Raw genomic sequence first — 14,870 nt, 5'->3', positions numbered from 1 at the left:
CGCATCGGTTCAGACGAACCACACACGACGCCCGGAGGGCGTCGCAACAACGGGCTGACCTAAGGCCCTCGGCATGGAGGCCGACTCGTGGATTTCCTTAAACGATACTGGTTGCAGATTCGCGCCCAATCCGAGGGTATGACCGCCAGTCAGCGGTGGCTCATCGCCACGGTGCTCACTCTTGGGCTGGTTGTCAGTGGGCTGCTCGTTATCGTCGCGGGCACACCTGATCAGTACGCTCTCGACTTCGCGCCCGGTCAGACCGATCGAGTCTTCCGCTCTCTCCGCGCCGCAGGGGTTCAGGCCGAGATCGATGGCGACCGAGTGCTTGTCGCGCAGACCGATGTCGATCACGCTCTGGCCGTTATCGTCCAGAACGATCTGACTGCGGACGACGTCTCCGCCGCCTTCGACCAACTCGTGGCCAACCAGTCGCCTTGGGTCACCGACAAGCAGGGTGAACGAGCCTTCAACATCGCTCGTCAAAGCGTCGCCGGGGCGATCATCGGCAAGATGACCGGTGTCCAGCGTGCCTCGGTCGTCATCTCACAACCCGAGCGGCGTGGCTTCGACAAGACCTTCGATGAGCCTTCCGCCGCCGTCACCGTCTGGATGCAAGCTGGCCGCTCGGTCAACAAGGAGATCGTCTCGGCCATCGCTGGGTTCGTCTCTGGAACGCTTGCGGAACTCGATACCGACAAGGTTGTCGTTGTCGATGGCAACACACTTAAACGCTGGCGCGTCCCGGCCGATGACGAGGTCCTCGCCACCGATGCTCTGGAAATCCGCCAGCATCACGACAATCGCTTCCGAGAGAAAATCGAACGGGCCCTGGCCTACATCACCGGCGTCATCGTCGAGGTCAACGTCGAAACCTCAGAAGTCCACAAAGGCCGGCGCATCCAGAACCAGTACGACAAGACCGAGCCGCTTCGCTCCCAGGAGACCGAGGAATCCAACTCCCGTGACTTTGCCTCTGGCGGAGAACCCGGTCCGCGGTCCAACGTCGGACTCGAAATCGACGGGGCTGGCGGGACCGGAACGGAGACCACTCGCTCTTTTCAACGCTCGGAGTTTGACTCGAAACCGCTCCTCCAGACCCTCGAGGAACAGCTCACCGGCTACGAAGTCGAGCAGGTCAATGTTGCCATCGGCGTGCCTTACGGATATTTCGTCAATCTCCACCGGAGCCAGAACCCACCCGCAGAAGGTGAGACAGCGACCGTTCCAGCGCCCGAAGAACTCCAGGGTCTCATTGACGAACACCTCACCCGCATCGAGCAGATGGTCCGCCCGCTGATTGATGCGACCGAGCAACCTCTGCTCAACGTCACCTGGATCCCCGACGAGACGCTGATCCCGCAGAACAACCTCAACAACGCCGACTCGGGTCTCACTCTTGCCTCAACGGCTGCTGAGTGGGCAGGGCCCATTGGCGTGGTCGGGCTCTCGGGGGCGGCTCTGCTCATGATGTTCCTGATGGTCCGCAAGGCAACGCAGCCCGAGGTCCTGCCGTCTGTTGAAGAGCTTGCTGGCGTCCCACCGGATCTCCCCGATGACGACGATCTCGTGGGTGAAGTCGACGAGGCCGAAGACGCTCTCGCCGGTGTCGAGCTGAACGAGGAAGAACTCACCAGCCGGCGCATTGCTCAGCAGATCAGTCAACTGATTAAAGCCAACCCCAATGAGGCCGGACACATCATCAACAAATGGGTCCAGACCGACGAGTAACCCACAAGAGCTAACCTTCTGATGCCGCTGCAGCAGCCAAAAATCGAAACGATCGAAGACCTCGACGGCTTCAAGAAAGCCGCGATCCTGCTGCTCGCGCTCGATGAAGAAGCCTCGAGCATCCTTCTCCAGCAACTCACGCCCAAAGGCGTTGAGGAAGTCACCCGTGAACTCGCTTCGGTAGGCGACATCCCGCCGAAGGTTCGTGATGGTGTTCTCAGGCAGTTCTACGATCTCGCTGTCGCCAACACATGGGCCCGCGAAGGCGGACTCGAGTACGCCCGAAACCTGCTGCTTAAATCACTCGACCCTGCCGAAGCCAACCGCATCATCCAGCAGATCTCGCAGCAGGTTCGCAAGACACCCTTCGCCTTCCTCCAGAAGGCCGAATCCCAGAACCTTCTGACCTTCATTCAGGACGAACATCCCCAGACGATTGCTCTGATTGTCTCTCATCTCCATTACAACAAAGCCTCCGAGATCCTCGCTGGTCTGCCGACGGCCAAGCAGATCGAGGTCGTCAAGCGTGTCGCCAACATGGAGCAGACCAACCCCGAGGTCATCTCCGAAGTCGAACGCGGGCTCGAAGCGCGACTCGCTAATCTCCTCAACCAGTCTTTTGCCAAAATCGGTGGCGTCGATACGGTCGCCGAGATGCTCAACCTCGTCGATCGCACCACCGAGAAGGGCATCATGGAAGGACTCGAAGCCGAAGACCCCGACCTCGTGGAAGAGATCCGGCGTCTGATGTTCGTCTTCGAGGACATCCTCCACGTTGACGAAAAGGGCATCCAGGCCGTGCTCAAGGAAGTCGATAACGACGAACTCGCCCTCGCCCTACGCACCGCCAGCGAAGGTCTCAAAGAGAAGATCTTCGGCAACATGTCTGCCCGGGCCGCGGCGCTCATCAAGGAGGACATGGAATACATGGGCCCCGTGCGCATCACCGATGTCGAAGCCTCGCAGCAACGAATTGTCGACATCGTCCGACGCCTGGAAGACGCTGGCGAGATCATCATCTCCGGCCGCGGCGGCGACAAGGACCTGATCGTCTAACCCAAACCACCCCGGCTCCACGCCGGAAGGAGTTCCCCGATGCCCGTGGTCAGAAGCAGTCAATCGGCACCGGCCATCAAGGAAGCCATCGTCCTGGACTTTGGCGACATCGGCGCTCAGGCCGCCCGTCTGCGCCAGGCCGCCGAAGCCAAAGCCGCCGAGATCATCCGGAAAGCCGAGATCCAGGCCGCCGAGATGCTTCGCGGGGCCGAAGAGCAGGGCGTCGAGGCGGGTTATCAGGATGGCCTCGAACGCGGGCACGCCGACGGCCTCGAACAAGGACGCCGTGAAGCCTTCGACGCGGCCCAGGAAGAGCTCGCCCTCATCCAGGAATCCTGGCTCGACCTCAGCAAACGATGGGATTCTGAACTCGAAACGCTCCTGGCTGAAGCCCGCGAGAGCGTGCTCGGCTTCGCGCTCCGCTTTGCTGAAAGGCTTGTCCATCGCGTGATCGAAGTTGATGACGAAGTCATCACGGATCAGCTCGCCGAGGTCCTGAGCCAGATCCTCCGCCCCCTCCGTGTCAGTGTCAGTGTGAACCCAGCCGACCGACCCACGCTCGAAACGGCCCTCCCGGACCTTATCGCTCGCTTCAACCACCTCCGCCACGTCGAGCTCATCGACGATGAGCAGATCACCCGAGGCGGGTGTGTCGCTCGCTTCGGCCACGGCCAGATCGACGCCACCATCGACAAGCAGGTCGCTCGCATGGTTGAGGCCATCCTCCCGCCACTCCACGATGACGGCCTTGAAGCGGGAAACGCCCCAGAACAGACTCCTGACCTCGACCCGACGCAGGCCGCCGCGCCAGCAACATCAACTGATGATCGGGACGACAAGAGACCTGCTGATTCGACTGAATCCTGATCCTTTTACGCCACGGCACGCCATTCGCAGGGAGACGGGGTGATGACGCTTCTCGCTGAGCAACTCAAGCTGGTCGACGAGGCCACCCCGCAGGAACTGCGCGGCACCGTGTCAGAGTTGCGCGGTCTGACCCTCAGGGTCGAGGACCTCGCCGCTCCGATTGGCACCCTTCTCTCGATCCAGCCGCGTTCCACCTCCACTCGGCCTATCCCCGCCGAGATCATCGGCTTTGAGCGCTCCAGCGCTCTGGCCATGCCTCTTGCCGACTCAGGCGGAATCCGCGCTGGCGACCACGCCATCGCGCTCCAGCACCGTCCAACCGTCCGGGTCGGCCACGCCCTGCTGGGCCGCGTCATCGACGCGATGGGACGACCCCTCGATGGCCGCGGACCCATCGATACCTCCGGCACCTGGCCACTCCGACGAAGCCCCGAACAGGCCATGGAACGCCCACGCATCAACCAACCTCTCGCGACAGGCGTCCGCGCCGTCGATGCCATGCTTCCTCTGGGCCGTGGGCAACGAATCGGTGTTTTCGCCCCACCAGGACTCGGCAAATCCACCCTCCTTGGGACCATGGCCAGACAGACCGCCGCCGAAGTGTCGGTCATTGCCCTCGTCGGCGAGCGCGGCCGCGAAGTCAAAGACTACGTCGAAGCCGTGCTCGGCCCCGAAGGCCTCGCACGATCTGTCGTCGTCGTCGCCACTGGCGACCAGCCCCCGCCCATGCGTGTCCGTGCCGCCGAAGCAGCCACCGCCATCGCCGAGTGGTTCCGTGCCGACGGCACCGATGTCCTGTTCATCATGGACTCGGTCACCCGGTACTGCCAGGCCCTTCGCCAGATCGGACTTGCCGCAGGCGAACCGCCGGCGACCAAAGGCTTCCCGCCTTCGGTCTTCGCGAACCTGCCCAAACTCCTCGAGCGCTCGGGACGCTCGAAAAACGGCTCCATCACCGGTATCTACTCCGTTCTCGTCGAAGGCGACGAACTCGATGACCCCGTCTCCGAAGCGTGCCGTGGCGTCCTCGACGGGCACATTGTGCTCTCACGCAATCTCGCTGAGCGCGGCCACTACCCCGCCATTGATGTTCTCCGTTCCGTCAGCCGTGTCTCCATCGATGTCATCTCCCGTGAGCACGAGTCTGCCCGCCGCGAGGTCATCAAACTCCTCGCGGCCTACCAGCAGGTCGAAGACCTCCTGACCATCGGTGCCTACACCTCCGGTAACAATCAGGACTTCGATCTCGCTATCGAACTCAAACCAAACATTGATGTTCTCCTTCAACAGGGACTCAACGAGAACAAAGGCTCGGGCGATTTCAAGACCACCGCCGCCCAGCTTCTCGCCCTAGCCCAGCTCATCGAACATGCCCGCCAACGGCGCAGCCGACCGGGCATGACACCCAATCCGCCCATCCGCCGCTGACCTAGTCAAAGGAAACCGCACCCGCCATGCCACGCTTTGAGTTCCGCTACCAAACCCTCCTCGACCAGCGTTGCCGGGCCGAACAGCAGGCTCAGCGCGACCTTGCCGACATCGTGGGACAGCAGCAGAACCTTCAGGAACAGCTCACGGGCACGCAGCACAAGATCACCCGCGGCAAGCAGGACCTTCGCGAGAGCCTCACCGGCCGTGTTGATCTCTCGTCCGTCGCGCAGTTCGGCCGCTACAACGCGCACTCCCTGATCGACGGGCAACGACTCGTCGGGCGACTGGCCCAACTCCAGCCTCACATTGACGCGGCCCGCCGTCGTCTCAACAACGCTACCCGCGAGAGAAAAGCCCTCCAGCACCTTCACGACAAAGACCTCGCCGATTGGAAACGAACCCAGCGACTGCGTGAAAACAACGCTCTCGATGAGGCCGCTATCCAGATGCACATGGCAGCGAGGGCAGCGTCATGAGAACACTCTGGTTTGGATTCGTTCTGCTGATCCTCCTCCACCTCGCCGGCATTGCCGCAGCCGGTGCATGGCTCTACGCCTCCGGCCGGATCAACGAGGACCGGATCAACCAGGTCATCGACCTCTTCACGCCCACCATCGCCGAAGCCGCGGTGCAGGCAGCCGAGGAAGCTCAGGCGGCCGAGGAATCCCTCCGTCTTGCGCAGCAAGCCGCCCGACTTGAAGCCATCGCCGACGGACCCGTCTCACTCTCTGAACGTCTCGCCACGAGGCAGATGGCCGACGACGTTTCCATGCACCGCCTCGAGCGTCTCCAGACCGAAACCGATGACCTTCGTAACCAGATCTCTCGACTCAAAGGCCTGCTCGCGCGGGAGCAATCCAGGCTCACCGAAGAGCGAGCCGCCTTCGAGCAATACAAGTTCTCACAACGAAGCACCACCGAAGAAGCCGATTTTCAACAAGCCGTTGCCATGTTCGAGGCCATTCAGCCCAAGCAGGTCAAGTCCGTCATCGATCAGATGGCCCGTGAAGGCAAGAACGAAGAGGCCATCGACATCCTCGCCGCCATGCAACCCCGCAAAGCCGGTGCCGTACTCCGCGAGTTCAAAGACCCAGGCGATATCCCACAACTCACCGATCTGCTCCGAGGACTCCGAGACCGCGGCGTCGATGACCCCGACCTCATGGCCGGAAACTCGCAACCCGGAGCGGCCCTCTAAGCCCAATCACCATGAGCACGATCACCTCCATCCTGCCCCCACCCACGCGCCCCGATCGCCCCACGCGATCGACCGAGCATGATGCCGAGAGCTTCGCGCTCCCCGAGGCGCAGAGCCAACGACCCGCCGAAACCAAAACCGCCGACACCCAGCCTAAAGCGTCTCACAGTGAAGATACCCCCGAACCCGAAACGCAGAACACAACCCAGGACACGGCTGCGCCTGACAAGAAAGCCAGTGAAAACGAATCGAACGCGCAGCCGACCAAGGGCACAGACATCAGCGTCGCCCCACCAGCCACTTCATCCACACCACAGGTTCTCGCCACCGCAGCCCAGGCTCTGGCCGCCACACAAGAACAGCAAACTGTTCAAGCGACCAACCAACAGACTCCCAACGTCGCAGTCAGCCAGAACACACCAAGCCTCAGCACGACGGCGACCCTAGCGACTGAGCCCGCAGCACTAGCTACAGCCACGCAACTACAATCCGCACAGCAACTTCAGTCAGCCACACCCACCGAGGCGCAGCAGCAACCAGCGCCCGTGACCCAGCAGACCAACGCAACCACAACAAACCTCAGCAGCACCACAACTGACAATACTCAGCTTGCCGCCACGGCTACGAGCACTAACCAGCAAGCCAGCGACGAAGGCGACGCCGATCAGAACAACGGTAAAGACGGCCGCTTCCGCTCATTCGCGGCGGCAGAGAGGTCCGCAGCGCGCACCGACGCGGAGACCCCGCAGCCCACCACCAAAGCCGCTGATCTCGCCGATCAACTCCTCAAAAAACTTGCCGACGCACCCTCTTCATCCAAGCAGATCGACGCTTCCACGCCCCAGCGACTCAATGCTGAGCCCGAGCAAGGCGTTAACGAGGCTCGACTCAACCGTGGATTGCGCTCCGCCGTCAACCAGCAGGGGGGTAACGTCACCCTCAGACTCACACCACCTGAACTCGGCACCGTCCGCATCCAGATGGAACTCCGCGGAACCACCGTCTCCGCCACGCTCCACGCCGAAACCGATGCCGGTCGGCAGGTGCTCGCCCAGGACATCAGCCGACTCCGCGCTGGTCTCGAATCTCAAGGCCTCTCTGTCGATCGCCTGTCCGTCCAAGGCATGAGTCAGTCCAACGCCTCCAACACCAGCGAAGACCCGCTGAATCAGCGCGATGCCCGCGACCCCGGACAGCAACAGCAGAGCCAGAACCGATCACGCAACGATCAGCAGAACAACAACGCACCCGACGATTTCCAGAACGTCTTTGAATCCTCGGAACCCCAACCACGCCCATCACTCAGGAGCTTGTGATGTCAGCAGCCAGCCTAGGCGGGGTCTCCGCCGCTAGCACAACTCAGAACAACCAGTTCGCCGAACTCAAGAGCGAAGACTTCATCAAGATCATGATCGAAGAGCTGAGCAATCAGGACCCCTTCCAGCCCAATGATTCCGCCGCCATCATCGACCAGCTCTCCGGACTCCAGAACATCGAATCGCAAAACCAGCTCCAGGACAGCCTCCAGGCACTTGTGAACCAGAACAGCTTCAGCTCCGCCTCGGCCCTGATCGGGAAGACCATCACGGGGGTCGCTGCCAACGGACAAGTCGTCACCGGACGAGTCTCGTCAGTCAAGCAAGCCGATGGAGTCTCCACCTTCACACTCGCATCGGGTGAGAAGATCTCCAGCAGCCTGATCCAGGGCATCGAGGACCCCGGCAGCATCGACCCGGCCCTCGTCCCGTCACTGCTGCTCGACCTTGTTGCCATCAACGGCGCTTCCCTCGCTGGCAAGGAGGTCACGGGCGTCGATGCCGAAGGCAACAGCTTCGCAGGCACCGTCGAGTCCGTCCTCATGAACGAGTTCGGCCTCATGCTCAACGTCGATCTTGGCGGCGGCAACACCAAGGCCTATCCCGCGTCGTACGTCAACAGTTACAGCTAAACCGACCGGACACCCACCGTGACCACCGACAGCCACAACCTGCTACGGATGCTCGAACCAGCCGTCCGCCCTGGTCAGACCCAGGCCCCAAAGCCTGCTGGTACGCCGACCTTCGAGAACCAGAGCTTCGACCAACTCCTCCAGCAGGCAGCTCAAACCAACGAGCAGGATCAAGCAGAACAAGCCACCAAACCAACAGCCCAGCGCCTCCTTGAGGCACTAAGCACCACCGAGAACGCTTCCGTACGCCGTCTGATGGAAGCACCGACCAACCCGCGGCCATCCACCGCCTGACCAACGAAGAACAACCGGGTTAATCCCGCCAGGAGGTTCATCATGCCCCTCACACACTCCCTCTTCACCGGCCTTTCCGGCATGAACGGCTCGTCGCGAATGCTCGACGTCACCGGTAACAACATCGCCAACGTCAACACCACCGCCTTCAAGCGATCACGCCTCCAGTTCGAGACTCAGATCCAGGACACCCTCAAAAACGCTACCTCGCCCAATGCCTCTCGGGGCGGGTCCAATCCCGCTCAGATCGGCCTCGGCGTCCGCATCGGGGCCATTACCCGCGATTTCAACTCCGGTGCCCTCCAACCCACCGGTGTCGCCACCGACATGGCCATCCAGAACAATGGCTTCTTTGTTGTCGATATCGACGGCCAGCAACTCTATACCCGCGCTGGAAACTTCACCCTCGACGAACAGTTCAATCTCGTGAACTCCTCGGGCGCTCGCGTCCAAGGCTTCCCCGTCGATAACGATTTCCAGGTCGTCGAAGGACAACTCAACAACATCAACATCCCCATCGGAATCCTCACGATTGCTCAAGCGACCGACAACGTGCGGTTCTCCGGCAACTTCAACGCTGGCGGCGACATCGCCTCCCAAGGCTCGCTCACCTTCTCAGAGCCCCTCTTCTCCGATGCCGCTGGCACCACGCCGATCACCGGAGCCACCCCGCTCAACTCCCTGTTCACCGCTGCTGGCGGAACACCCATCTTCGCCGACTCCGACATCGTGACCATCACCGAGGCTCGTAAGGGCGGCGTGCTCATCGGCGACAAATCCTTCGAGGTCACCACCGCCCTCGACCCTGCCGCCGACGACAACGGCACCACCGTCCAGGACTTCCTCGACTTCCTCGAAGACATTATGGGCATCGACACCACCCAGCCCGGCGGAGCCCTTTCCATCACCCCCGCAGGCGAAATACGCATCGACGCCAACTACGGCACAGGCAACGCCATCGACCTGCAACTCTCCAACCTCGTCGTCGGCGACGGAACAGCCACCCCCGTTTCGCCCCTGAGCTTCACCACTGACAACATCAACAACCCGCCCATTGGCGAATCCATACAGACCACCTTCGTCGTCTACGACAGCCTTGGTACACCCCTCACCGTCAACCTTAACGTCGTCTACGAAAACTCAGACAACGGTGGCACCACCTGGCGCTTCTTCGCTGAATCCGAAGATGACACATCCCTCGATCGCAGAGTCGGGTCAGGTCTCCTCCAGTTCGATAACGATGGCAGGTTCATCGCAGCCAACAATGCCACCATTAGCATTGATCGCGACCTTACCGGCGCTGGCACGCCCCTTCAGGTCGAGCTGGACTTCTCTTCAACCAATAGCTTCTTTAATGATGGCATCTCTTCGCTTTCATCAATCAGCCAGGACGGCATCGCCATCGGCACCCTCCAGGATTTCAACCTCTCGACCGATGGAACCATCGAGGGGATCTTCTCCAACGGCTTGCTCCGCACCCTCGGAAGAGTCCCCCTCGCCATGTTCTCCAACAATGAGGGGCTCGAAGAACTAGGCGGATCGCTGTTCAGAGCCTCCAACAACTCCGGCACGGCCAACATCGTCACCGCTGGCACGGCGGGTTCCGGCCAGATCATGGGACGCCAACTCGAAACCTCCAACGTCGAGCTCACCGAGGAGTTCGTCAACATCATCGCCGCTTCCACCGGGTTCTCCGCCAACTCCCGGGTCATCACCACGTCCAACCAGCTTCTCGACGAACTGCTCAGCATTATCCGATAAAGAGAAAGTCTGAGAACACCGTTCCGCCACCAGGTGAACGCCCATGATCAAGGTCACACGACTCAACGGACAAGCCATGGTCGTCAACGCCGACCTCATCCGCACCATCGAGGCCAATCCCGACACCACCATCAAGCTCATCAACGGCGATCACGTCATCGTCCAGGAGTCGCTCGATCGCGTCATCGAACTCGCCGTAGAATACGGCCGCAGCCTCCGTAGACTCCTCCCCCCGAGCTGAACTCAGCTTCCTCTCAACTCCCCAACCCCAACCCTCCGATAAATATCACGACGGACGCTCCGCGCCCAGGGGTATGACATGGATTTAGGCATCATCTTCGGTCTTATCGGCACATGGCTGCTGATCTTCTGGACGCTCGTCCTGGGCGGCAGCCTCCTCACCTACGTCAATATCCCTTCCGTTGTACTCGTCGTCGGTGCCTCCCTCACCGTCCTCTTCTTCGTCGCCCCTGCCAGCAGGCTCAAAAGTCTCTTCCCCTCCATGAAGAGGCTCTTCTTTTACAAGGCCCCACCCGTCGATGGCGTCATCGATCAGATGGTCGCCTTCGCCGAGGTCGCCCGACGCGATGGCATCCTCTCCCTCGAAAACTCCATCCGTGACGTCGATGACCCCTTCATCGTCCGCGGAATCCAGATGGCCGTCGATGGCACCGACCCCGAACTCATCGAACAGATCATGGATACCGAACTCGAATCCCTCATGGAGCGACACGAGAGCAACAAGGCCATGTTCGAGGCCATGGGTAAGTACGCACCCGCCATGGGCATGATTGGCACCCTCATCGGCCTTGTCGCCATGCTCAACGACCTCTCCGACCCCGCCTCCATCGGAGCTGGACTCGCTGTCGCCCTGCTCACCACGCTCTACGGCTCCGTCGTCGCCAACGCCTTCGCCCTACCCATGGCAGACCGTCTCGGCACACGGTCCGCCGAGGAAGTCATTTACAAGACCATCATCATCAAGGGCGTCATGGCCATCCAGTCTGGCGATAACCCCAGAATCGTCGAACAAAAGCTCAAAACCTTCCTCCCGCCGCACCTCCGCAAGATGAGCGATGACGAAGAGAAGGCAGCCTGAGCCATGCCCAAGAAACGACCTAAAAAACAAGCCGCTGGCGCCCCCGAATGGATGGTGACCTACGGCGACATGGTCACTCTTCTCCTCTGCTTCTTCGTGCTCATCGTCTCCTTCTCGGAAATCAAACGCGAAGACGCGTTCCAGGCCGTCGTCGAGGAAATCAAAAAAGCCTTCGGCATGAAGGGCGGGGGCGGTAAACTCCCCACCGACGACGACCCCGAACTCTCACTCATCCAGAAGCTCGAAACCATCGAGCTCTTCCAGGTCAAAACCCCCACCCGAGCCCAAGTCGATGACCCCGGCATCGAAGGCAAGGAACCCGCGGTCAAAACCATCCGCGATGGCGAGCTCTACGCCGTTGGCGGGCGAATCACCTTCGAACCCGGCTCCGCCACGCTCTCCGATGAGGCCAAACGCGCCCTCCAGCCCGTTATCGATCAGGTCCACGGCTACAACAACCTCATCATGGTCCGCGGCCACGCCGCCCGACTCGAGCTCACCGGCGTCCACACCGAATACGATGACCTATGGCAACTGAGTTACGCTAGGGCTAAGTCCGTCTTCGATTATCTCATCGATGAAGGCAAGCTCCGAAAAGATCGCTTCCGGCTCGTAGGTGTCGCCGACATGGAACCCGTCGTCCAGCGCGCCTACTCCCTCGAAGACCAGCAATCCAATCGACGAGTCGAAGTGATCGTCTCTTCTTCAATTGTCGATGATTACCTCAAGCCAGAAGCCGTCGCTGGCCCGTAGCCCGACTTCATCAAGCAAGAACCGAGTTCACTCATGGCCGAAGAAGCCAATCAGCAGGAAACACCGAAAAAGGGTCTGCCCATCAAGACCCTCATCGCTGTCGCCGCCGTCCTGGTCATCGAAGCCGTCGTCATCATCGGCGTCTTCTGGTTCAACTCCGGTCCGCAGACCGTCGAGGCCGACATCCGGGCCGCCGACGCCGCCGCGATGGCCGAACTTCCCACCGAAGTGCTCGTCATCTCCGAAAAGTTCCAGAACACCCGCACCGGCAGAGCCTACCTCTACGACACCGAGGTCTACGTCGTCATCAAAGCCCGCGATGTGGGCATCATCGAAGACAAAATCGACACCTTCCGCGCCCAGATCGGCACCGCCCTCGCCACCATCTTCCGACGCGCCGAACCCTCCTTCCTCCTCGAACCCGACCTCTCCACCCTCCGACGACAGATCCACGCTGCCCTCGACGAGCGCTTCGGCAACGATGAGGAAACCGGAAAGTCATACATCCAGCAGGTCCTCATCCCCAAGTGCACACAGTTCCGGTCCGACGGGTAACATCCCGGTCACACCAAGCCCCGGCAAGGACGCCATGGCCAACGATCAAACCAACAATCCCGCAGACGACGTTCAGGACGCCCTCGCCCAGGCCCAGGCCTCGGTCGATGAAATCGCCGACATCGTCCAGCCCCAAACACCAGACTTCGACACCGAAATCGATCCCGCCACAGGCCACGCGATCGAACTCCTTGGCGACGTCGACCTCGAGTGCTCCATCGAACTCGGCCGCACCGAGATGCTCGTCGAAGACGTCCTCCGACTCGCCGAAGGCTCCGTCGTCGAACTCGACAAACTCGCTGGCGACCCCGTCGATGTCTTCGTCAACGGTCGACTCGTCGCCCGCGGCGAAGTCCTCGTCCTCAACGACAACTTCTGTATCCGCATCAGCGAAATCGTCGCCAACCTCGCCGAAGAAGCGCAGGAAGCCGCCGTCGAACTCACCCAGCGTCAGGATCAGGAGGAAACCCAGCCCGCAGAAGCCTGACGCCCACAACATCGCCCCAACACGCCGGCGGAGCCGGCGTTCATCGGTCACGGAGGACCACGCATGCGGCGGAGCCGCAACAAAACCCTCGCCCTTGCCACAGCAGCACTCACTCTGCTGACTGCGCTCTCCGCGCCAGCCTCCGCCGATCGGCTGGCCACCCTCGCCATCCAACTCACCGAGCCCGGGACCAGCGAATCGCCATCACGCGATCAAGCAGCATCCGCCCAGCCCGAAGCCACGCTCCTGGCTCCCACCGAGTCACTCCGCTCTGACGATCAGCCGCTCGGTACAACCTCCGAGCAACAGCAACCCCTCCCGACAACCGACGCTGGCCAGTCCTCCTGGTGGCTCCTCGAAACCGCCGCCGCCTTGGGCTGCGTCATCGCCCTCATCTTCATCGCGCGATGGGGCTATCAGAAAATCTCTGGCCAGAGCTTCTCACCAACCCGCTCCACCGCCACTGTCGAAGTCCTCTCCCGCACCACCGTCGCGCCTCGCTCACAGGTCCTCCTCCTCCGCATCGCCGGTCGCGTCCTCGTCTGCGCCGACTCGCCCCAAGGCATGAACTGCCTCTCCGAGATCTCAGACCCCAGCGAAGTCGCCCAACTCCTCGGCCGCTCCGCCCGCGACCCCGACCTCCAACCCTCCAACACCTTCAATCATGTCCTCGCCGAACTCGAAAACGACGACGACGATCAAACCACGCAGGAACTTTCCCTCGACCGTGCCCGCGAAGACCTCTCAAGGCTCCTCAGTCGCGTCCGCAACCGCCATCAACCGTCCAAGCCAAGCAGCAAAGCCGCGGGGGGAGTGGGGGGGTGGGTGGCATGAAGCGTCTGACATTCATCCTGACCATTCTCTTCACGCTCATCCTTCCCGCGCCCATCCACGCGCAATCTTCTCCCGACTCTCCGCCCGGCATCGACCAGTTCAACCCTCTCCAGTTGCTCGAAGACGCCAGCCGCGCGATCCCAGCCAACCGCTCCGACCCCTCGGACGATGCGCCCCGAGGCGACCTCTCCGCCTCGCTCTCCATCATCCTCCTGCTCACCCTCATCTCCCTCGCGCCATCGTTTCTCATCATGTGCACGAGCTTCACGAGGGCCGTTGTCGTCTTCGCACTCCTCCGACAAGCCCTTGGCACCCAGCAGCTACCGCCCTCCCAAGTCATCACGGGACTCGCCCTCTTCTTCACCCTGATGACCATGGCCCCCGTCTTTGAACGCATCTGGACCGACGCGGTTGTTCCCTATCAAACCGGCGACGTCGATCAATGGCAGGCCTGGGAACGCGGCAAAGCCCCCGTCCGGCAGTTCATGTTCGACCAGATCGAATACGCCGACAACTGGTCCCACGTCTACATGATCCTCAACTACCGGGGCGTCGATACTTCCGACCCCTCCTCACTCACCCGCGCCGACGTCGACACCCTATCCCTCATCCCCGCCTTCATGCTCTCGGAACTCAAAGTCGCCTTCCTCATCGGATTCCGACTCTATCTCCCCTTCCTCATCATCGACATGGTTGTCGCCTCCGTCCTGATCTCCATGGGCATGCTCATGCTCCCGCCCGTCCTGATCTCTCTGCCCTTCAAGCTTCTGCTCTTCGTCATGGTCGATGGCTGGATGCTCGTCGCGGGGAGTCTCCTCAACAGTTACGACCTCACCGGCTTTATGTAACGCCCAAG

At 61.4% G+C, this 14,870-nt stretch carries 17 protein-coding genes; all 17 read left to right on the top strand.

All coding sequences use genetic code 11. From position 1 onward, the window contains the following. Positions 1 to 87 precede the first annotated feature (87 nt). The 17 genes from RIG82_01340 to fliP all read left to right on the top strand — a co-directional run bounded on the left by RIG82_01340 (position 88) and on the right by fliP (position 14,862). A complete protein-coding gene (locus tag RIG82_01340; GenBank protein MEQ9459582.1) occupies positions 88 to 1,731 on the top strand; it encodes a hypothetical protein in 1,644 nt (547 codons plus the stop codon). Between the two features lie 21 nt (positions 1,732 to 1,752). Continuing rightward, entirely contained in the window at positions 1,753 to 2,787 is a 1,035-nt protein-coding gene (fliG, locus tag RIG82_01335) for a flagellar motor switch protein FliG (protein ID MEQ9459581.1), read from the top strand. A 39-nt stretch (positions 2,788 to 2,826) separates the two neighbouring features. Then, positions 2,827 to 3,654 carry a FliH/SctL family protein gene (locus RIG82_01330; protein ID MEQ9459580.1) on the top strand — a complete coding sequence of 276 codons (828 nt, stop codon included), beginning with the start codon at positions 2,827 to 2,829 and terminating at the stop codon, positions 3,652 to 3,654. Between the two features lie 42 nt (positions 3,655 to 3,696). Continuing rightward, positions 3,697 to 5,082 (top strand): FliI/YscN family ATPase, encoded by a 1,386-nt coding sequence (locus tag RIG82_01325; GenBank protein MEQ9459579.1) that lies wholly within the window; start codon positions 3,697 to 3,699, stop codon positions 5,080 to 5,082. A 26-nt stretch (positions 5,083 to 5,108) separates the two neighbouring features. Then, the gene (gene fliJ / locus RIG82_01320; protein ID MEQ9459578.1) at positions 5,109 to 5,561 is read left to right on the top strand and encodes a flagellar export protein FliJ; all 453 of its coding nucleotides are present in this window, start codon (positions 5,109 to 5,111) and stop codon (positions 5,559 to 5,561) included. Continuing rightward, positions 5,558 to 6,283, top strand: a complete 726-nt coding sequence (locus RIG82_01315; GenBank protein ID MEQ9459577.1) for a hypothetical protein — start codon at positions 5,558 to 5,560, stop codon at positions 6,281 to 6,283. Before fliJ ends, RIG82_01315 begins: the two co-directional genes overlap by 4 nt. Positions 6,284 to 6,294: 11 nt before the next feature. Further along, positions 6,295 to 7,599 carry a flagellar hook-length control protein FliK gene (locus RIG82_01310; protein ID MEQ9459576.1) on the top strand — a complete coding sequence of 435 codons (1,305 nt, stop codon included), beginning with the start codon at positions 6,295 to 6,297 and terminating at the stop codon, positions 7,597 to 7,599. Next, positions 7,599 to 8,231, top strand: a complete 633-nt coding sequence (locus RIG82_01305) for a flagellar hook capping FlgD N-terminal domain-containing protein (protein MEQ9459575.1) — start codon at positions 7,599 to 7,601, stop codon at positions 8,229 to 8,231. Before RIG82_01310 ends, RIG82_01305 begins: the two co-directional genes overlap by 1 nt. An 18-nt stretch (positions 8,232 to 8,249) precedes the next feature. Continuing rightward, the gene (locus RIG82_01300; protein MEQ9459574.1) at positions 8,250 to 8,525 is read left to right on the top strand and encodes a hypothetical protein; all 276 of its coding nucleotides are present in this window, start codon (positions 8,250 to 8,252) and stop codon (positions 8,523 to 8,525) included. 42 nt (positions 8,526 to 8,567) lie between these two features. Then, complete coding sequence (locus tag RIG82_01295; protein ID MEQ9459573.1) at positions 8,568 to 10,286, top strand: flagellar hook-basal body complex protein; 1,719 nt, start codon at positions 8,568 to 8,570, stop codon at positions 10,284 to 10,286. Positions 10,287 to 10,329: 43 nt separating this feature from the next. Continuing rightward, a complete protein-coding gene (locus tag RIG82_01290; protein MEQ9459572.1) occupies positions 10,330 to 10,527 on the top strand; it encodes a flagellar FlbD family protein in 198 nt (65 codons plus the stop codon). A 78-nt stretch (positions 10,528 to 10,605) separates the two neighbouring features. After that, a complete protein-coding gene (locus tag RIG82_01285; GenBank protein MEQ9459571.1) occupies positions 10,606 to 11,385 on the top strand; it encodes a motility protein A in 780 nt (259 codons plus the stop codon). Positions 11,386 to 11,388: 3 nt separating this feature from the next. Then, positions 11,389 to 12,138: a flagellar motor protein MotB gene (locus tag RIG82_01280; protein ID MEQ9459570.1), complete on the top strand. Its 750-nt coding sequence runs from the start codon at positions 11,389 to 11,391 to the stop codon at positions 12,136 to 12,138. Between the two features lie 33 nt (positions 12,139 to 12,171). Further along, entirely contained in the window at positions 12,172 to 12,693 is a 522-nt protein-coding gene (locus RIG82_01275; GenBank protein ID MEQ9459569.1) for a hypothetical protein, read from the top strand. Between the two features lie 34 nt (positions 12,694 to 12,727). After that, entirely contained in the window at positions 12,728 to 13,180 is a 453-nt protein-coding gene (gene fliN / locus RIG82_01270; GenBank protein MEQ9459568.1) for a flagellar motor switch protein FliN, read from the top strand. Positions 13,181 to 13,243: 63 nt separating this feature from the next. Further along, entirely contained in the window at positions 13,244 to 14,014 is a 771-nt protein-coding gene (locus tag RIG82_01265) for a flagellar biosynthetic protein FliO (protein ID MEQ9459567.1), read from the top strand. After that, positions 14,011 to 14,862 carry a flagellar type III secretion system pore protein FliP gene (gene fliP / locus RIG82_01260; GenBank protein MEQ9459566.1) on the top strand — a complete coding sequence of 284 codons (852 nt, stop codon included), beginning with the start codon at positions 14,011 to 14,013 and terminating at the stop codon, positions 14,860 to 14,862. Before RIG82_01265 ends, fliP begins: the two co-directional genes overlap by 4 nt. The last annotated feature ends 8 nt before the right edge of the window (positions 14,863 to 14,870 follow it).

It is taken from the genome of Phycisphaeraceae bacterium, assembly GCA_040222855.1.
In the GTDB taxonomy this organism is placed as follows: domain Bacteria; phylum Planctomycetota; class Phycisphaerae; order Phycisphaerales; family Phycisphaeraceae; genus Mucisphaera.
The sequence above is the reverse complement of the archived record's forward strand: the minus strand, read 5'-3'. Positions and strand labels throughout refer to the sequence as shown.